Annotated in this window: 21 protein-coding genes and 1 riboswitch; of the genes, 11 read left to right on the top strand and 10 right to left on the bottom strand. The window is 66.9% G+C overall.

Going from position 1 to position 18051, the window contains the following annotated elements; all coding sequences use genetic code 11:
• Nucleotides 1-11: 11 nt before the first annotated feature.
• Both LMQ14_RS04785 and LMQ14_RS04780 read right to left on the bottom strand, forming a co-directional pair.
• A complete protein-coding gene (locus LMQ14_RS04785; RefSeq protein WP_267733677.1) occupies nt 12-1967 on the bottom strand; it encodes an acyl-CoA dehydrogenase family protein in 1956 nt (651 codons plus the stop codon).
• An 83-nt stretch (nt 1968-2050) separates the two neighbouring features.
• Complete coding sequence (locus LMQ14_RS04780; RefSeq protein ID WP_267733676.1) at nt 2051-2461, bottom strand: cold-shock protein; 411 nt, start codon at nt 2459-2461, stop codon at nt 2051-2053.
• Between the two features lie 165 nt (nt 2462-2626).
• Here LMQ14_RS04780 and LMQ14_RS04775 point away from each other — a divergent pair, with 165 nt between their 5' ends.
• The 4 genes from LMQ14_RS04775 (at nt 2627) to LMQ14_RS04760 (ending at nt 5624) form a co-directional block, all read left to right on the top strand.
• Nucleotides 2627-3031 (top strand): YccF domain-containing protein, encoded by a 405-nt coding sequence (locus LMQ14_RS04775; protein WP_267733675.1) that lies wholly within the window; start codon nt 2627-2629, stop codon nt 3029-3031.
• The gene (gene moaA / locus LMQ14_RS04770) at nt 3028-4119 is read left to right on the top strand and encodes a GTP 3',8-cyclase MoaA (protein WP_267733674.1); all 1092 of its coding nucleotides are present in this window, start codon (nt 3028-3030) and stop codon (nt 4117-4119) included. Before LMQ14_RS04775 ends, moaA begins: the two co-directional genes overlap by 4 nt.
• Nucleotides 4112-4390: a MoaD/ThiS family protein gene (locus LMQ14_RS04765; RefSeq protein WP_267733673.1), complete on the top strand. Its 279-nt coding sequence runs from the start codon at nt 4112-4114 to the stop codon at nt 4388-4390. Before moaA ends, LMQ14_RS04765 begins: the two co-directional genes overlap by 8 nt.
• Nucleotides 4391-4597: 207 nt before the next feature.
• Nucleotides 4598-4809, top strand: a riboswitch (cyclic di-AMP (ydaO/yuaA leader).
• An 11-nt stretch (nt 4810-4820) separates the two neighbouring features.
• Nucleotides 4821-5624: a transglycosylase family protein gene (locus LMQ14_RS04760; RefSeq protein ID WP_267733672.1), complete on the top strand. Its 804-nt coding sequence runs from the start codon at nt 4821-4823 to the stop codon at nt 5622-5624.
• 21 nt (nt 5625-5645) lie between these two features.
• Here LMQ14_RS04760 and LMQ14_RS04755 read toward each other — a convergent pair whose 3' ends face one another.
• From LMQ14_RS04755 to LMQ14_RS04740, 4 genes are read right to left on the bottom strand one after another with little or no spacing between them, the layout of a single operon-like run.
• Nucleotides 5646-6071, bottom strand: coding sequence for a molybdenum cofactor biosynthesis protein MoaE (locus tag LMQ14_RS04755; protein WP_267733671.1), 426 nt, complete (start codon nt 6069-6071; stop codon nt 5646-5648).
• Nucleotides 6068-6550 carry a MogA/MoaB family molybdenum cofactor biosynthesis protein gene (locus LMQ14_RS04750; RefSeq protein WP_267733670.1) on the bottom strand — a complete coding sequence of 161 codons (483 nt, stop codon included), beginning with the start codon at nt 6548-6550 and terminating at the stop codon, nt 6068-6070. The genes LMQ14_RS04755 and LMQ14_RS04750 overlap by 4 nt, the downstream gene beginning before the upstream one ends.
• Nucleotides 6550-7077, bottom strand: a complete 528-nt coding sequence (gene moaC / locus LMQ14_RS04745; RefSeq protein ID WP_420714609.1) for a cyclic pyranopterin monophosphate synthase MoaC — start codon at nt 7075-7077, stop codon at nt 6550-6552. Before moaC ends, LMQ14_RS04750 begins: the two co-directional genes overlap by 1 nt.
• A gap of 12 nt (nt 7078-7089) precedes the next feature.
• Complete coding sequence (locus LMQ14_RS04740; RefSeq protein ID WP_267733669.1) at nt 7090-7290, bottom strand: hypothetical protein; 201 nt, start codon at nt 7288-7290, stop codon at nt 7090-7092.
• 138 nt (nt 7291-7428) lie between these two features.
• Here LMQ14_RS04740 and LMQ14_RS04735 point away from each other — a divergent pair, with 138 nt between their 5' ends.
• Nucleotides 7429-9681 carry a helicase-associated domain-containing protein gene (locus LMQ14_RS04735; RefSeq protein WP_267733668.1) on the top strand — a complete coding sequence of 751 codons (2253 nt, stop codon included), beginning with the start codon at nt 7429-7431 and terminating at the stop codon, nt 9679-9681.
• 61 nt (nt 9682-9742) lie between these two features.
• Nucleotides 9743-11392 (top strand): DNA repair helicase XPB, encoded by a 1650-nt coding sequence (locus tag LMQ14_RS04730; protein ID WP_267733667.1) that lies wholly within the window; start codon nt 9743-9745, stop codon nt 11390-11392.
• Nucleotides 11393-11451: 59 nt separating this feature from the next.
• Here LMQ14_RS04730 and LMQ14_RS04725 read toward each other — a convergent pair whose 3' ends face one another.
• Both LMQ14_RS04725 and LMQ14_RS04720 read right to left on the bottom strand, forming a co-directional pair.
• The gene (locus LMQ14_RS04725; protein WP_267733666.1) at nt 11452-12597 is read right to left on the bottom strand and encodes a thiolase family protein; all 1146 of its coding nucleotides are present in this window, start codon (nt 12595-12597) and stop codon (nt 11452-11454) included.
• Nucleotides 12598-12612: 15 nt separating this feature from the next.
• Nucleotides 12613-13026, bottom strand: coding sequence for a Zn-ribbon domain-containing OB-fold protein (locus LMQ14_RS04720; protein WP_267733665.1), 414 nt, complete (start codon nt 13024-13026; stop codon nt 12613-12615).
• 250 nt (nt 13027-13276) lie between these two features.
• Between LMQ14_RS04720 and LMQ14_RS04715 the strand changes: the two genes are divergently transcribed.
• The 4 genes from LMQ14_RS04715 to LMQ14_RS04700 are packed head-to-tail and all read left to right on the top strand — an operon-like array spanning nt 13277 to nt 16151.
• The gene (locus tag LMQ14_RS04715; RefSeq protein WP_267733664.1) at nt 13277-14092 is read left to right on the top strand and encodes an ABC transporter permease; all 816 of its coding nucleotides are present in this window, start codon (nt 13277-13279) and stop codon (nt 14090-14092) included.
• The gene (locus LMQ14_RS04710) at nt 14089-14826 is read left to right on the top strand and encodes an ABC transporter ATP-binding protein (RefSeq protein WP_267733663.1); all 738 of its coding nucleotides are present in this window, start codon (nt 14089-14091) and stop codon (nt 14824-14826) included. Before LMQ14_RS04715 ends, LMQ14_RS04710 begins: the two co-directional genes overlap by 4 nt.
• Nucleotides 14823-15839, top strand: a complete 1017-nt coding sequence (locus tag LMQ14_RS04705; RefSeq protein WP_420714608.1) for an ABC transporter substrate-binding protein — start codon at nt 14823-14825, stop codon at nt 15837-15839. The genes LMQ14_RS04710 and LMQ14_RS04705 overlap by 4 nt, the downstream gene beginning before the upstream one ends.
• Before the next feature lie 18 nt (nt 15840-15857).
• Nucleotides 15858-16151 (top strand): putative quinol monooxygenase, encoded by a 294-nt coding sequence (locus tag LMQ14_RS04700; protein ID WP_267733662.1) that lies wholly within the window; start codon nt 15858-15860, stop codon nt 16149-16151.
• Here LMQ14_RS04700 and LMQ14_RS04695 read toward each other — a convergent pair.
• Nucleotides 16148-17131: an LLM class F420-dependent oxidoreductase gene (locus tag LMQ14_RS04695; protein ID WP_267733661.1), complete on the bottom strand. Its 984-nt coding sequence runs from the start codon at nt 17129-17131 to the stop codon at nt 16148-16150. The two genes, LMQ14_RS04700 and LMQ14_RS04695, sit on opposite strands and share 4 nt — an antisense overlap.
• A 100-nt stretch (nt 17132-17231) precedes the next feature.
• On the opposite strand from LMQ14_RS04695, the gene LMQ14_RS04690 reads away from it, so the two are divergent.
• Nucleotides 17232-17462, top strand: a complete 231-nt coding sequence (locus tag LMQ14_RS04690) for a hypothetical protein (protein WP_267733660.1) — start codon at nt 17232-17234, stop codon at nt 17460-17462.
• 7 nt (nt 17463-17469) lie between these two features.
• On the opposite strand, the gene LMQ14_RS04685 is transcribed toward LMQ14_RS04690, so the two are convergent.
• Nucleotides 17470-18006, bottom strand: a complete 537-nt coding sequence (locus LMQ14_RS04685) for a TetR/AcrR family transcriptional regulator (RefSeq protein ID WP_267733659.1) — start codon at nt 18004-18006, stop codon at nt 17470-17472.
• Between the last annotated feature and the right edge of the window lie 45 nt (nt 18007-18051).

Genomic DNA, 18051 nt, shown 5'->3' with positions numbered 1-18051 from the left:
TGACGATTCTGCTACTTCGAGCTTGACCCCGTCGACGCAGATACCGTCAGAAACCTCCGAGCCAGGTTTTCCTCGGTCGACGCACCGGCTTCCCAGTGCGAGATCCACGGCCCGGTGCCGTCGGACTGATCGACGATCCCGTCCTCCAGCCAGCTGTACCGTCCCTGCAACACCTCGTGGGTGAGCTGCACATCGCTGCTGTCGGTGTTGGCCCACAGCGCATCGAACAGGGCCTCGACCCGCAAGATCGCTTGTTGGCAGAACGTTTCGGCCAGCTCGTAAGCCTGTTGTCCCAGAGCCGGATCCGCCTCGCGCTGCCCCTCGGCACGCACACACGCGGCCGACATCGCGAACAGCTCGGCACCGATATCGACGATGCGCCCCAGAAAGCCCTGCTTTTGCTCGAGCTTGGTCTGCCAGCGCGCCATCCCGTAGAAGGTGTTGCGGGCCAGTTTGCGGGTAGAGCGTTCGATGAACCGCAGGTGTGACGCCAGCGGACCGAACTCGCTGTATGCCCTTGGCCGTTGTCCTTCACCAAAAACCAGCTGCGGCAACCACTTTGCATAGAAGCCGCTGGCGCCGACCGCCGCGGCGGCCTTCTCCCGCAACCCCGTGTCGGGTTTCGCGAGGTCGCCGGCGGCGCTCAAGTGCGCATCGACGGCTTCGCGGGCGATCAGCAGCCGCATGATCTCGCTCGATCCTTCGAAGATGCGGTTGATCCGCAGGTCGCGTACCGCCTGCTCGGCCGGCACCGCGCGCTCGCCGCGCGCGGCCAGCGATTCCGCGGTTTCATAGCCACGGCCACCGCGGATCTGCACCAGCTCATCGGCGATGACGCAAGCCATTTCGCTGGACCACAACTTGGCCAGCGCCGCCTCGATGCGGATGTCGTTGCGCCCTTCGTCGGCCATCTGAGCAGACAGTTCGAGCACGGCGTCCAGCGCATAGTTGGTGGCCGCGATGAACGAGATCTTATGCGCCACCGCTTCATGTTTGGCCAACGGCTTGCCCCATTGCACCCGCTCGCCGGACCATTCGCGAGCGATCTTCAGCGCCCACTTCGACGATCCCGTCGCATTCGCGGGAATCGACAACCGCCCGGCGTTGAGCGTGGTCAGCGCGATCTTCAGGCCGTCACCTTCCCGGCCGACCAGGTTCTCGGCGGGCACCCGGACGGCGTGCAGCCGGGTCACACCGTTTTCGATGCCGCGCAGTCCCATGAACTTGTTGCGCCGCTCCACGGTGATCCCGGGCGAATCCGCTTCGACCACGAAGGCGCTGATGCCGCCGCGGTGCCCGTCGCTCTTGGGTACCCGGGCCATCACCACGAGCAGTTCGGCGACCACACCGTTGGTGGTCCACAGCTTCACGCCCTCGAGTTCGTAGGCCTGCCCATCGTCGACCGGCGTCGCCGTGCAGGCCAGCCGCGCGGGGTCCGAACCCACGTCCGGCTCGGTGAGCAGAAAGGCCGATATCGCGCCGGCTGCACACCGCGGCAAGAACTTCCGCTTCTGCTCGTCGGTGCCGGCAAGCTTCAGCGGCTCGGGGACCCCGATCGATTGATGCGCCGACAACAGCGCGCCAAGGCTGGGGTGAACCGACGAAATCATCATCAATGCCCGGTTGTAGGCGACTTGCGACATATTCAGCCCGCCGTATTCGGACGGAATCTTCATGCCGAAGCAGCCCAATTCGGCTAAGCCCTTGACGTATTCGTCGGGGATCTGTGCGTCGCGCTCGATGACACTGCCGTCGACGGTGTTCAGGAATTCCCGAAGCCGGGCGAGAAACTCCCGGGTGCGCGCCTCGTCGGCATCAGCCGGTTTCGGGAACGGATGTATCAGCTCCAACGGGAAATGGCCGAGAAACAACTCCTTGGCGAAGGACGGTTTATCCCAACCACTTTCGCGGGACTCTTCGGCGAGAGCTCTCGCTTGTTCCTCGCTGACCTGCGCTTGCTGTGCCATCGCAGCCTCCTCGCTACACGACTGTCGCGAGGAGTGAGTACCCAAACTGGGACGCGGTACTCCCTGTGCCAAACGGCGGGCAGTTAGGCGTCGAGCTCCCGGGCCACGGCCTTGACCACCTCGGAGACACGGCGAGCCACCTTGCGATCGGGGTAACGCCCCTTGCGCAGCTCGGGCTGGACGGTGCCCTCGAGCAGCGTGATCATGTCCTCGACCATGCCGTGCAGCTCATCGGGACTGTGCTTGTGGTCGACAGCGGGTGCCTCGCGCCGGGTCTTGGCAAGGGTGGGCGGCGGGTCGATCAGCTTGACACTCAACGCCTGCGGTCCGCGGCGGCCAGAAGCCAAGCCGAATTCGACCTTCTGCCCCGTCTTCAGCCCCTCAACGCCCTCGGGCAACGCCGACGACCGGACGTAGACGTCCTCGCCTTCTTCCTGCGATAGGAAGCCGAACCCCTTTTCGGCGTCGTACCACTTAACCTTGCCGGTCGGCACTGGTCTCACCTGCTTGTCTGACGGAGATAACTAGGAATGGACAACACAAGAAGCGTCCCGCTTGTGCAGGACGCGATGCGGATTCAGATCCTACTCGGGTGGTTGCCGGGCCAGCACCCCCGTTTCCCCGTGACTCGCTACGCTGGCAGTACTGCTGGAGGAGATATGCGCCTGATTCTGAACATCATCTGGCTAGTATTCGGCGGCCTCTGGATGGCCGTCGGATACTTCGTTGCGGCGCTCATCAGCTTCTTGCTCATCATTACGATTCCGTTCGGGTTTGCTGCGCTGCGCATCGCCTCCTACACGTTGTGGCCATTCGGCCGGACGATCGTCGACAAGCCGACCGCCGGGGCCGGAGCGCTGATCGGAAATGTCATCTGGGTACTGCTGTTCGGCATCTGGTTGGCGATCGGTCATTTGGTGAGCGCGGCGGCCATGGCGGTGACGATCATCGGTATCCCGCTGGCACTGGCCAACCTCAAACTGATCCCGGTGTCGCTGATGCCGCTCGGCAAGGAGATCGTTCCGGTCGGGTCGACGGGCGCGTTGGCGCGGGTGCCCGCATGACGTTGACCGCACTGGGTGTGCCCGCGGTGCCGAGCCTGACGAGCGGCGCGGCCGGCGGCCCACTTGTCGCCGGAATGCCAACGGACGGCCCGCTGCTCGACACCTACGGCCGGGCCGCGACCGATCTGCGCGTGTCGCTGACCGATCGATGCAACCTGCGCTGCAGTTACTGCATGCCGGCCGAAGGCCTCGACTGGCTGCCCGGCGAGCAGTTGCTGCGGCCCGAGGAGCTGGCCAGGCTGATGCACATCGCCGTGACCCGGCTCGGCGTCACCAGCGTGCGGTTCACCGGCGGTGAGCCGCTGTTGTCCCGCCACCTCGAAGAGGTGGTCGCGGCGGCGGCCGGATTGCGTCCCCGCCCCGAGATCTCGCTGACCACCAACGCTGTCGGGCTCGCACGACGGGCGGCCGGGCTGGCCGCGGCCGGGCTGGACCGGGTCAACATCTCGCTGGACAGCGTGAACCGGGATCGCTTCGCGGCCATCACGCGCCGCGACCGGCTCGCTGACGTGCTGGCCGGCCTGGCCGCCGCCGCGGCTGCCGGGCTGGCGCCGGTCAAAGTGAACGCGGTGCTGGATCCCGCCACCGGCCGCGAGGATGTCGTTGAGCTGCTGGGGTTCTGCCTCGAACACGGCTACCAGTTGCGCATCATCGAGCAGATGCCGCTGGACGCCGGGCACCAGTGGCGCCGAGAGGCCGCGCTCACGGCCGACGACGTGCTGGCGGCGCTGCGACCGCACTTCCGGTTGCTTCCGGATCCGACGCCGCGCGGTTCGGCGCCCGCCGAGCTTTGGCTGGTGGACACCGGCCCGGATACGCCGGCCGGAAAATTCGGCGTCATCGCTTCGGTGTCGCACGCCTTCTGCGGGACCTGCGACCGCACCCGACTGACGGCCGACGGCCAGATCCGCAGTTGCCTGTTCTCCGCCGACGAGACCGACCTGCGAAGCCTGCTGCGCGGCGGTGCGACCGACGACGCGATCGAGGCGGCCTGGCGCACCGCGATGTGGGCCAAGCCCGCCGGCCACGGTATCAACGACCCGAACTTCATCCAGCCCGACCGCCCGATGAGCGCGATCGGTGGCTGAGTTCTCCGTCGACACCGACGGCATCCAGGTGACGATCCGCTACTTCGCCGCCGCGCGCGCGGCGGCCGGCGCCGATTCGGAAACGGTGGTGCTGCAACCGGGCGCCACGGTGGCCGAGTTGGTTCAAAGACTCGCCGTTCCGGGTACGCGGCTTGCAACCGTGTTGGACCGCTGCTCTTATCTGTGCGACGGCATCGCGGTCCGCGACGAAACCAAAGCGTTGCGCTCGGGTAACACGATTGACGTGTTACCGCCCTTCGCTGGCGGTTAATTCTGTGAGATAGCTCACGTAACGGAATGATAACGGCTCGGACACGGCCCGATATCGGGTGATAGTGACCTGCGTAAATCCCAGGTATTCCTGCGTCTTTCAAAGATGTCCGTGCGGGAAACGCCGAGTTTCGTAGAAAGTGACGGGCTCAACAGAACCGGCTACGGTCTCCGGAGGTTCGCCAAGCTAACCGGTGGCGTTCCTCCCCTACCCGTCGCGCCGAGCTCCATCCAGTGGGCGGGGGACACCGAAAGTGGATGGAGACGGGGGACCCACCGGTCCACCGTGATCGGATCGGAGTCGCTTGCGACTCCTTGGGGTGAAGCCGGCGCCGACTCCTTCGGGACGACGCACCGGCCGGGTGGCCTCTCCAACCCGAACCCGACAGCTGACCTCGTAGGCGTGCAGAGAGAGGAAACTTCGCGCACGCATGAGCGGACGTCACCGTAAGCCCACGACATCCAACATCAGCGTCGCCAAGATCGCCTTCACCGGGGCGGTACTTGGTGGCAGCAGCATCGCCCTGGCTGGTCAAGCAGCCGCAGCCACCGACAGCGAATGGGATCAGGTAGCCCGTTGCGAGTCCGGCGGCAACTGGGGCATCAACACCGGCAACGGCTACCACGGCGGCGTGCAGTTCAACGCCAGCACTTGGGCCTCGCACGGCGGCGGCGACTACGCCCCGTCGGCCGAACTGGCCAGCCGGGAACAGCAGATCGCCGTCGCCGAGCGCGTGCTCGCGACGCAGGGTCGTGGCGCCTGGCCGGTGTGTGGTGGACCGCTGTCGGGTCCCACCCCGCGCGAGGTCCTTCCGACGCCGGCAGGGTTGGATGTGCCGGGGCTCAACGGCGACCCGGGCCCGCTGGCCCCGCCGCCGGCCGACGCGCCTCCGCCGGACGCTCCTCCTCCGCCGCCTCCGCCGCCCGCAGACCCGCCCGCGCCGGTGCAGCTGGCCTCCTTCGACCAACCGGCCCCGCCCCCCGCGGATGTGCCGCCCGCCCCGCCCGCAGACCTGACGCCGCCTCCGGCGGACGCCATGCCGCCGGCGCCTCCCGCCGACGCTCCGCCTCCCGCCGACGCTCCGCCACCGGCGGACGCACCGCCGCCTTCGGACGCCGTCCAGCAGGCCGCCAAGGTCGGCTACACGCAGAAACTGTGGGAAGCGATCCGCGGCGAAGACGTCAACGGCAACGATGCGCTGGACTCGCTGGCGCAATCGGCTCCCGTCAACTGACGCAGCGCTGAGTCGAAGCCGCTAGGCCGAACCCACCCATTCGTCGGTTCCGTCGTCGAAAAACTGGTGCTTCCAGACCGGTAGCCGCGCCTTGATGGTGTCGACCAGCTGGGCGCAGGTGGCGAACGCCTCCTGTCGGTGATCGGCGGCAACCGCGGCGACCAGGGCCGCCTCGCCGATGTGCAGCGCACCGATCCGGTGACTGGCCGCGACCGCGCGCACGCCAGTGCCAGCCCCGGTGACCTCGGCCACCACCTCCGCCATCACCTGCGCGGCCGACGGATGCGCGGAGTACTCCAGCCGCGTCACCCCGTGGCCCCCGTCGTGATCGCGAATCATGCCGACGAACCCGACGATGGCTCCGGCCGACCGGTGCCCTACCAGTTCTTCATGCTCGGCAAGAGAGATCGGCTGCTCGGTGATCTCGGCGCGCAGGACGACCGTCATCGCTCGTGGTCTTTGCCCGCGATCTGGTCGAGGGCATGGTCGAGCACGTCGGCAAGCACCCCCAGCCCATCACGTACGCCGCCGGGTGAACCCGGCAGGTTGACGATCAAGGTCCGGCCGGCCACCCCGCACACGCCGCGCGACAGCACCGAGGTCGGCACCTTGGGCAGCCCGGATTGGCGAATGGCCTCGGCCAGGCCGGGAATCATGTAGTCGACGACCGCGACCGTCTGATCCGGCGTGCTGTCGGTCGGCGAGATACCGGTGCCACCCGTGGTGAGGATGACGTCGACGTCGTCGTCGAGCGCGCCGCGCAGTGCCTCGCCGACCGGGCTCCCGTCGGCGACCACTTCCGGATCCGCGGCCGAAAATCCATGCTGCTCAAGCCATTCAGCGATGATCGGGCCGCACTTATCGGTGTACACACCGTCCGAAGCCCGGGTCGAGGCGACAATGATCCGTGCGGATCGGGCGCCCATCAGCGCACCCAACTTCCGGTCTTGCCACCCTCCTTGCGGAGCACACGGACATCATCGATACGGGCCGCCGGGTCAACCGCCTTGATCATGTCGTAAAGCGTAAGCGCGGCCACGCTGACGGCGGTCAGCGCCTCCATCTCCACACCCGTACGGTCGGTGCTGCGCACCGTCGCGACGATCTCGATGTCCGACTCACCGACCGTGAAATCGACGTCCACTCCGGTGAGCGCGAGCTGGTGGCACAGCGGGATCAGGTCGCTGGTGCGTTTCGCTGCCAGAATGCCCGCCACCCGGGCGGTGGCCAATGCATCGCCCTTGGGCAGGCCGCCGCTGGAGATCAGCGCGACGACGTGGGCGGAGGTTCGCAAGGCGCCTGCGGCGACGGCGGTGCGCTTGGTGACTCCCTTTTCGGTGACATCAACCATGTGCGCCGCGCCTCGCTCGTCGAGGTGCGACAGCGCGTCCGGGCGGGATTCCTGCGACTGCCAGGCCTGCGCAGGTCTGGACGCCCCGGATGCCCCAGCCATCGGTGGCAATATCTATCGGTTGACGACCGTGACCGGGTGGATGTAGGGCAGGTGGTCGGATTCCACGGGGAACACCAGGTCGCCGAACGGCGAGAGTGCACCCGTCCGATCGCATACGAGTTCGCTCACCGCGTGGTCGTCGGGGTCCGTCGTCGGCCAGCCGTTGTCGACGTACCTGGTTTTGCCCGTCTTGCTCTCAGCAATGTCAGCCACGCCGTCCATTCTGACAGGTCGCGCACGCGCGCGTGACGCCAGTCGCAACGGGAGAGTTCTTCCCCACAACCGGCGGCAGGGGCCGGTGCGCACTCGCCGCCGCCGGAAGTTCCGGCAGCTGCTTTACGCTGGTCAGCGATGACCGACAACACCCCGGATATCCCGCTGGGGTCCTGGCTGGCCGACTTGCCCGACGAGCGGCTGATCCAACTGCTGGAACTACGGCCGGACCTTGCCCAGCCGCCACCCGGCAGCATCGCGGCCCTGGCCGCGCGCGCCGGGGCCCGACAGTCGGTCAAGGCTGCCACCGACGAGCTCGACTTCCTGCGGCTGGCGGTACTCGACGCACTGCTGGTGCTGCACGCGGACACCGCGGCGGTGCCGACCGCGAAGTTGCTGGCGCTGATCGACGGCCGCGCTCCCGAGGCCGACGTGATCGACGCGCTGAACGACCTGCGGCAGCGCGCCCTGGTGTGGGGCGATACCGCGACGCGCCTGGCCGCCGACGCCGGCATGGCCCTGCCCTGGCACCCGGGACAGGTGACGCTCGAGGACGCATCACGCAACGGCGAGCAGATTTCCGAGCTGATCGACGGGCTCAACCAGGCGCAGCGGGAGGTGCTGGACAAGCTGCTCGAAGGCTCTCCGATGGGGCGCACCCGCGACGCCGCGCCCGGCGCGCCTGCGGATCGGCCGGTGCCGCAGCTGCTGGCCATGGGCCTGCTGCGAAGGGTCGATGCCGAGACGGTGATCTTGCCCCGCCATGTCGCGCAGGTGCTGCGCGGCGAGCAGCCCGGCCCGATGCAGCTGACCGCGCCCGACCCGGTGGTGTCGACAACCACAACCGGTGATGTCGACGCCGCGGCGGCCGGAGCCGTGATCGACCTGCTGCGTGAATTCGACGTGCTGCTGGAAAGCCTTGGCACCACACCGGTTTCCGAACTGCGCAGCGGCGGTCTGGGAGTTCGCGAAGTCAAGCGGCTGGCCAAAGCAACCGGAATCGACGAGCCGCGCCTGGGCCTGGTTCTCGAGGTAGCGGCCGCGGCCGGGCTGATCGCCAATGGGACGCCCGATCCGGAACCGGAGAACGCTGACGGCCTGTATTGGGCGCCGACGGTGGCCGCCGACCGCTTCGCCGCGATGTCCGCGGCCGAGCGTTGGCACCTGCTGGCCAGCGCCTGGCTCGATCTTCCGGGGCGCCCGGCGCTGATCGGCGGCCGCGGCCCGGACGGCAAACCCTATGCGGCCCTGTCGGATTCGCTGTACTCGACGGCGGCTCCGCTGGACCGGCGGTTGCTGCTGGGCATGCTCGCCGACCTGCCCGTGGGCGCCGGTGTCGACGCGGCGACGGCGTCGGCGGCGCTGATCTGGCGGCGCCCACGCTGGACCCGGCGCCTGCAGCCCGGGCCGATGGCCGATCTGCTGGCCGAGAGCCACGCGCTGGGCTTGGTGGGCCGCGGGGCCATCAGCACTCCCGGCCGCGCGCTGCTGGCGGAGACGATCGACTTCTCCGCCACGGTCGACGCCATGGCGCGGGCGCTGCCCAAACCGATCGACCACTTCCTGATGCAGGCCGATCTGACCGTCGTGGTGCCCGGACCCCTGCAACGCGATCTCGCCGAGGAACTGGCGTCGGTGGCCAACGTCGAATCGGCCGGCGCGGCGATGGTGTACCGCATCAGCGAGCAATCGATTCGCCACGCGCTCGACGTCGGCAAGACCCGCGACTGGATGCACAAATTTTTCGCCGACCACTCTAAAACACCTGTGCCACAAGGACTCACGTACCTCATCGATGACGTCGCGCGCCGGCACGGCCAACTTCGCATCGGCATGGCCGCGTCGTTCGTGCGCTGCGAAGACCCGGCGTTGTTGGCCCAGGCGGTAGCGGCAGGTGAGGACCTGCAGCTGCGGGCCCTGGCCCCGACGGTCGCGGTGTCCCCCGCGCCGATCGCCGAAATGCTCGCCACACTTCGGGCCGCCGGTTTCGCCCCGGCCGCCGAAGATTCCAGCGGCGCCATCGTCGACGTCCGCCCGCTGCGGTCGCGAGTACCCACACCGCAGCAACGCCGGCCCTACCGCGCGACTCCGCGGCCCAACCCCGAGACGCTGAACGCGGTCGTGTCGGTGCTGCGCAAGGTGACCACCGTGCCGTTCGGCAATAGCCGCGTCGACCCGGCGGTCGCGATGTCGCTGCTGGTCGACGCGGCGAAGAATCAGGACACGCTGGTGATCGGCTACCTCGACGCCGCGGGCGTGGCCAGCCAGCGGATGGTGTCGCCGATCGCCGTCCGAGGCGGGCAGCTGGTGGCCTTTGATTCGGCGGTGGGGCGGCTGCGCGACTTCGCGATCCACCGCATCACGTCGGTGGTGTCGGCGGACAACGGATAATGGACTGATGACCCGCGACGACGATGCAGAGCGCGGAGCGCGATGAGGAGGAGCGGCGCCATTGACTGACGGACCGTTGATCGTGCAGTCCGACAAGACCGTGCTGCTGGAAGTGGACCACGAACTGGCCGACGCGGCCCGCGCCGCCATTGCGCCGTTCGCTGAGCTCGAGCGCGCACCCGAACACGTGCACACCTATCGCATCACGCCCCTGGCGCTGTGGAACGCGCGCGCCGCGGGCCATGATGCCGAGCAGGTCGTCGACGCGCTGGTCAGTTTCTCGCGCTACGCGGTGCCGCAGCCGTTGCTGGTCGACATCGTCGACACCATGGCCCGGTACGGCCGGCTGCAACTGGTCAAGAGTCCGGTGTACGGCCTGACCCTGGTGAGCCTGGATCGCGCGGTGCTCGAGGAGGTGCTGCGCAACAAGAAGATCGCGCCGATGCTGGGCGCCCGGATCGATGACGACACCGTCATCGTGCACGGCAGCGAGCGCGGCCGCGTCAAGCAGATGCTGCTCAAGATCGGTTGGCCTGCAGAGGATCTCGCCGGGTACGTCGATGGCGAAGCACATGCGATCAGCCTGAAGCCCGACGGCTGGGAGCTGCGCGACTACCAGCGGCTGGCCACCGACTCGTTCTGGGCGGGCGGCTCCGGGGTGGTGGTGCTTCCCTGCGGAGCGGGCAAGACGCTGGTCGGCGCGGCCGCGATGGCGAAAGCCAGTGCGACGACCCTGATCTTGGTCACCAACATCGTCGCTGCCCGGCAATGGAAACGCGAACTCATCGCGCGCACCTCGCTGACCGAGGAGGAAATCGGCGAATACTCGGGCGAACGCAAGGAAATCCGGCCCGTCACGATCTCGACCTATCAGATGATCACCCGCCGCAGTAAGGGCGAATACCGCCATCTGGAACTCTTCGACAGCCGCGACTGGGGGCTGATCGTCTACGACGAGGTGCACCTGTTACCCGCACCGGTGTTCCGGATGACCGCCGATCTGCAGTCCAAGCGACGGCTCGGCCTGACCGCCACGCTGATCCGCGAAGACGGCCGCGAGGGTGACGTGTTCTCCCTGATCGGGCCGAAGCGCTACGACGCCCCGTGGAAAGACATCGAGGCGCAGGGCTGGATCGCCCCGGCGGAGTGTGTCGAAGTCCGGGTCACGATGACCGACAACGAGCGAATGATCTATGCCACGTCCGAACCCGAAGAGCGCTACAAGCTGTGCTCGACGGTGCACACCAAAATCGCTGTGGTCAAGTCGATTCTGGCGAAGCATCCCAACGAGCAGACGCTGGTGATCGGCGCCTACCTCGATCAGCTTGACGAGCTCGGTGCCGAGCTGAACGCCCCGGTGATTCAGGGCTCCACCAAGACCAAGGAACGTGAGGCGTTGTTCGACGCTTTCCGCACCGGCGAAATTTCGACGCTGGTGGTGTCCAAGGTCGCCAACTTCTCCATCGACTTGCCGGAAGCCTCAGTGGCGGTGCAGGTTTCGGGCACGTTCGGCTCACGCCAGGAGGAGGCCCAACGGCTGGGCCGGCTGCTGCGGCCCAAGGCCGACGGCGGTGGCGCCATCTTCTACTCCGTGGTGGCCCGCGACAGCCTGGACGCCGAATACGCCGCGCACCGGCAGCGCTTCCTGGCCGAGCAGGGCTACGGCTACATCATCCGCGACGCGGATGACCTTCTGGGACCGGCAATCTAGGGCGATCGCAAGCGCGGCGTATTTCGCCGGGCGCCGCGGGTCGCCCGCAATCAGGCAGGCTAGAGCGACAGGATCGTCGCGGACGCGGTGCCGGGCGCGCCGTACACCTGCGCCAGACCGACCCGCGGGTTGCCGGGCACCTGACGGTCGCCCGCCTCGCCGCGCAGCTGACGCACCAGCTCGTGCATCTGCCGCAGTCCCGATGCGCCGATCGGCTCACCGTTGGCGATCAGCCCGCCATCGGTGTTCACCGGTATCGAGCCGTGAATCTCGGTGGCGCCGTCGGCCAGTAACTTCTCCTGCTCGCCGTCCGCGCACAGTCCCGTCTCGGCCATGTGGATGACCTCGTTGCCGGCGTCGGTGTCCTGCAGCTGCGCGACGTCGACGTCCTCGGGCCCGATGCCCGCGGCTTCGTAGGCCGCCTTGGACGCGTACACCGTCGGCGAGACGTCCTCGTCGAGCGGGGCGAAGGTGGCATGCACCTCGTACGCACCGAAGGTGCGGGTGCGGATCTCGCAGGCGCGTACGTACACCGGCTTGTCGGTGTACTTGTGCGCAATGTCGGCGCGGCACATGATGACGGCCGCGGCGCCCTCGTCGGGTGCGCAGAACATGTACTGCCGCAGCGGGTAGTTCAGCACTGGCGAGGCCAGGATCTCCTCGATGGAAATCTCCTTGCGCCGGAAGGCATTCGGGTTCAGCGCGCCGTTGCGGAAGTTCTTGTTGGCCACCCGCGCCAACGTTTCCTGCGAGATGTTGTGGTCGTGCAGATACTTGTTGGCCTTCATCCCGAAGAACTTGGTGGTGACGAACTGCCCGTTCTGCGCATACCACTGCGGCAGCGCCAGCTTGGCGGGGTCGTCGGTGAACGCCCCGCGCGGGTGCTTGTCCAGGCCGATGGCGATGCCGATGTCGTATTTGCCCAACCGGATGGTGTCGGCGGTCTGCTGAATCGCACTGGCCGCGGTGGCACAGGCGTTGAAGACGTTGGTGAAGGTGATGCCGGTCAGCCCCACCAGGCGGGTCACCGCGTCCGGGTTGGACACTTCGTGGCTGCCGCCGAAGCCGAACTGGATGTCCTTCCAACCCACACCGGCGTCATCGAGGGCGAACTGAATCGCCTCGGCGCCCATCTGCATCGCTGTCTTGTCGAACCTGCCGAAGGGGTGCAGGCCCACGCCGATGATGGCTGCGTCGTTAGTCATCTCAGGCTCCTCTATCTAGACCGGTTGGAAAGCGAACGTGATGATCTCGTTGCCGTCCGCGTCGGTGGTGAACGGCACCATGGTGAGCTCGACCTCCTGGCCGAACTGGAGTTTGGCCGGGTCGTTCTCGGTCAGCCGGCCCTCGACGCGGATCACGTCGCCGAGTTGGACCAGGCCCACGCCGAACGGCACGAAGTCGTTGCCGGTCGGGCCGGCGTAGGGGGCCCCGGGTGGGAAGCCCTGGGTGGTCCAGGCCACCAGGGTTCCGCTGCGCGGCAACAACACGTCGCTCATGGCTCCACCACTGCACCGCGGGCACCGCTGCTGCACCGGGAAGGTGGTGGCGCCGCAGTCACCGCACCGACTGCCGATCAACTGCGGGCTGTCGTCGGGCCAGGTCGAGATTTCGGGAGCGAGTGCCTTCTGCATCGAGGGGTCCTCCGTCGTCGGTCAACAGAATTGTGCTCACTAAACCGTATAACAGCCTTCCGAAAAGTGGAAACGGCATTCTCATTGCCGGCATGGCGGCCGCACACCCGGTGCCGGCGGCTTGCGCCGTGTTCCCGTCACACGGAGCCAAACCCTTATCCAAGCTGGCCGATCCGCCTACCGTCAGCACGGGCAATGCCGCCGGTAACCCGTTAGCGTCTGCCCGCTTCCCCCAGAGGTTTTGCGAACAATGGTCAGCACTCCCGCCCAGACAGCCGTCGGATCTGCGCCGGCAGCCGCGGTCGCCAGGCCGCGCAAGCAGCGCCGCTGGGCGATCATCCGGATCTCGTCCCCGCTGGTGCTGCTGGGGTTGTGGCAACTTTTCAGCGCCACCGGACTGATCCCCCAGGACGTGTTGCCGGCCCCGCAGTTGATCTTCGATGCCGGCCTGCAGCTGATCCGAAACGGCAAGCTCGTCGAGGCCCTGGAGGTGTCCGGGCTGCGCGTGGCCGAAGGCCTGCTGCTCGGCGGGGTGCTCGGTGTTGCCCTGGGCGTAGTTGTCGGGTTGTCGCGGTGGTTCGAGGCGACCGTCGACCCGCCCTTACAGATGGTGCGCGCACTCCCACATCTGGGCTTGATTCCGTTGTTCATCCTGTGGTTCGGCATCGGCGAGCTGCCGAAGGTGCTGCTGGTCGCGCTCGGCGTCAGTTTCCCGCTGTACCTCAATACCGTGTCCGCGATCAAGCAGGTCGACCCCAAACTGCTGGAAACCGCTGATGTTCTTGGCTTTTCGCTCTGGCAGCGGCTGCGCACCATCATCTTGCCGAGCGCGGCACCGCAGGTGCTGGTCGGGCTGCGGCAGTCGCTGGCGATCGCGTGGCTGACGCTGATCGTCGCCGAACAAATCAACGCGGACAAAGGCATTGGGTTCTTGATCAACAACGCCCGCGACTTCCTGCGCATCGACATCATCATCTTCTGCCTGGTCATCTACGCGCTGCTGGGCATCGGGACCGATGCCATCGTTCGAGCGCTTGAACATCGAGCCCTGAGGTACCGCACATGACAGTCACATCTGAACGACAGACCGCCGTCGTCGGCAGGCTCGACAATATTGATAAGTGGTACGGCCGCCGCAAGGTTCTCGACGGTATCTCCCTCGAAATCCAGACGCACGAGATCGTCGCGCTGGTCGGCCGCAGCGGCTGCGGCAAGTCGACCGTATTACGGGTGCTGGCAGGGCTTTCCCCCGACCACACCGGTGAGCGCGAGGTCGCCGGCGCACCGGCCGTCGCCTTCCAGGAGCCGCGACTCTTCCCGTGGCGCGACGTGCAGACCAACGTGCGCTACGGCCTCAACCGCACCGACCTCTCGCCGGAGGCGGCCCGGGACCGGACCGAGCGGGCGCTGGGCGAAATCGGCCTTGTCGATCACGCGGCGGCGTGGCCCCTGACGTTGTCCGGCGGTCAGGCACAACGGGTTTCGCTGGCCCGGGCACTGGTAGCCGAACCCCAGCTGCTGCTGCTCGACGAGCCGTTCGGCGCGCTGGACGCGCTCACCCGGCTATCCATGCGCGCGCTGCTGCTCGACCTGTGGCGCCGTCACGGATTCGGCGTGCTGCTGGTCACGCACGACGTCGACGAGGCCATCGAGCTGGCCGACCGGGTGTTGGTCCTCGAAGATGGCCGCGTTGCCCACTCCATCGAGATCGAAGCCCCGCGACCCACCCCGTCGGAGCGCACCGCTGTGCACGATCACTACCGCGCCGACCTCCTCGACAAGCTCGGCGTTCGGCTTTGACGGCCAAGCACCGCATCGCCATTCGCGCCGCACTGGTGCTGGCGTTGGTGGCCGGCACGCCCGGCTGCGTGTCGCGGTCTCTGGGACCGCAATTGATCGCGGTGCCGGCGCCGGTCCCGGTGTCCGAGCTTTCCGGTTTGACCCTGCAAGTCGGTGATCAAAAAGGTGGTACCCAAGCGCTGCTGCGCGCCGCCGGTGCACTCGACAATCTGCCGTACAAGATCACGTTTTCGACATTCACGTCCGGGCCTCCGCAGATCGAGGCACTGACCGCCGGCAAGATCGATTTCGCGGTCACCGGCAACACCCCACCGGTCTTCGGTGCCGCGGCCAACTCGAAGACCCGGGTGGTCTCGGCGTGGGACGGCGCCGAGACGGGCGAGCAGATCCTGGTGCGTGCCAATTCATCGATCGCCTCGGTTCCCGACCTGAAGGGTAAGACGATCCTGGTGGCCAAGGGCAGTGCCGCGCACGCGAACGTGCTCGAGCATCTCGCCGACGTCGGGCTGAAGCCCAAGGACGTGAAGCTGGTCTTCTTGCAGCCGGCCGATGCGCTGTCGGCGTTCGCCAACGGGCAGGGCGACGCTTGGGTCATCTGGGAGCCCTACACGTCGCAAGCCACCCTGACGCTGAAGGTGCGCAATATCGGCACCGCCGAAAACGGCTACCAGTTCGGAAGCGCATCCACCCGCGCACTGACCGACCCGAAGCGCAACGCCGCGCTGGCCGATCTGTTGATCCGCTACCAGAAAGCCGCACAGTGGGCGCGCGAGAATCCGTCGGAGTGGGCGAAGAAGTACGCCAAGGCCGTGGGCCTGGACATCAAGATCGCCGAGCTCGCCCAGAGTCACCTGCTGCGATTGCCCGTGCCCCTCGACGACAAGGTGGTCGCCGCCGAACAACGCCTCGCCGATCTTTTCGCGGCCGCCGACCAAATTCCGGAGGCGCCCGATTTCGTCAAGTGGGTCGACCGTAGGTTCAACGGTGTGCTCGCGGTGAGCAGCACACAGTGACGATACGAGGAGACGACGATGACGGTCATCGTGCTACTGGAACTGAAGTTCAAGCCCGACGAGGTCGGCGCCGGGCGTGAGCTGATGGGCCGGACGCTGGAAACCACCCGGGCATTCCAGGGAAATCTCCGCACCGACGTCTGGGTCAACGAGGACGACGAAGCCCACTGGATCATCTACGAAGAGTGGGAATCGGTCGACGCCGACGAGGCCTATCGCGCGTTTCGTGCCGGCGAAGGCAAGGTGACGCAACTCCCGCCACTGCTGGCCGCGCCGCCGGTCAAGACACGGTTCACCACCACCGACGTCTAGCTCAGGGCGGGAATGATTTCGCGCTCGAACAACTCGATGCCGGAGCGGTCGTAGGCCGCCTCGGGGAAGTAGACGATCGCGTACTCGCAACCGAGGTCGCGGATCTTGGTCAGCCGTTCGATCACCTGTTCCGTGGTGCCCGTCGCCGAGTCCGGCAGGCTGCTGGTCATCGAATCCGCAAGGGCCTCAGGCACATAGTTGACCAGCAGGTCACGCACCCGCTGCTGCCGGTCTTTGACCTCGGCCTCCGTCGTGCCGATGATGGCCGTGAAGTTGGCCGAACGCACGATCGCGTCGAAGTCGGTGCCTACGTCGCGGCAGTGCCCGGCGAGCACCTCGGACTTGTGCCTGAAGGCCTCGAGCTCCGGGGTGAAATTGGTGTACTGCGCGTACTGCGCCGCGATGCGCAGCGTCACCTTCTCCCCCCCGCCGGCAATCCATAGCGGAATACCGTTGTCCTGCAACGGCTTCGGCTCGACAATCGCACCGTCAACCTGATAGTGCTTGCCAGCAAAACTGACTTTGCCGTCGCGCCAGGCGTCCCGCAGGATCTGCACGCCTTCATCCAGCCGACCCAGCCGCACGCCGGCCGACGGGAATCCGTAACCATAAGCGCGCCACTCATGTTCGTACCAGCCGCCGCCGATGCCCATCTGGATGCGACCGCCGGAGATGATGTCGGCGGTGGCCGCCACTTTGGCAAGATAGACCGGATTGCGGTAGCTCATCGCCGTACACATCTGGCCGAGCTTGACGCGCGACGTGGTCGCGGCGTAGGCCGACATCAACGACCAGGCCTCGTGCGTCGCTTCGGCGCTCGGCATCGGGACGGTATGGAAGTGGTCGTAAACCCACACCGAGTCCCAGGCGCTGCCGTCGGCGTAAGACGCCAAGTCCCGCATCACCGCCCAGTGTTTCGCGGGGTCGATGCCTACCAGATCCATCCGCCAGCCCTGCGGAATGAAGAAACCAAAGCGCATGGTTAGGCACTCTAGCTGTCGCCGGTACGAGCCGGAACCTCATAGCGGATGGATATAAAGCACCCAGCCCGCTCCTGGTAACCGAGCGGTTAATGAATGCATGGCAAACAAGTTGATCCAAGTGACATTGGCCGGGGCGGCGACCGTCGCGGCACTCGCACTGTTCGGCGGCGCGCAGCCGGGTGCGCCCGCAGCCGTCGCGGCCGGCGCCCGGATCGTCAACGTCGACAACGGCGATGAAAACTTCGTGAACGACAACGGCCAGACGTCCGGCGATATCTTCCAGCAGAACGCCCAGGACCAAAGCACCGCGAGCGGGGCAGGGACGTAACCCAGCGTCACCCGCCGAGCGCGGCGAGCGCGGCGTCGACCGAGGCCGCCCGCAACGCCTCATACGGGGTGTCGGGAAACTGTAGGCAGCAATCCTGCAGACCGCCGAAAGCCACCACCGCGCGGGTGGACTGTGCGAGGTTCGGCCGCCGCCCAAATACCAGCTTGCCCAGCCGATCCCGCCAGGCCAGCACCCTGTCGATGAGCCCGAGGTCGGCCAGCATCGTCAATTCGGTGAGCACCAGCACGATGTACTGACGGTGCAGGTAGTGGAAATCGAAATAGCCCTCCAGCAATTCGCGGGCATCGACGTCGCGGCGGCCTTCCTGCTCGGCGACGAACCGCTCGCCGTCTTCGATCAACGGCATCACGATGCTGCGCACCAGTTCTTCGCGCGAGGTGAAGTGGTAGTACAACGCGGGTTTGGTGATGCCCAGCCGGTCCGCGATGTCCTGCAGGCTGGTCCGCTGCACGCCCTGCTGAAGGAAAAGCTGCCGGGCGACCTCTTGGATGCGCCGACGGGTATCTGACCGCGGTCTCGTCACCCAAAAATTTTAGCTGACTTACCGATAGGTAAGTGCTATGTTAGG

This window comes from Mycobacterium sp. Aquia_213 (genome assembly GCF_026625985.1).
Lineage (GTDB): Bacteria > Actinomycetota > Actinomycetes > Mycobacteriales > Mycobacteriaceae > Mycobacterium.
The sequence above is the reverse complement of the archived record's forward strand: the minus strand, read 5'-3'. Positions and strand labels throughout refer to the sequence as shown.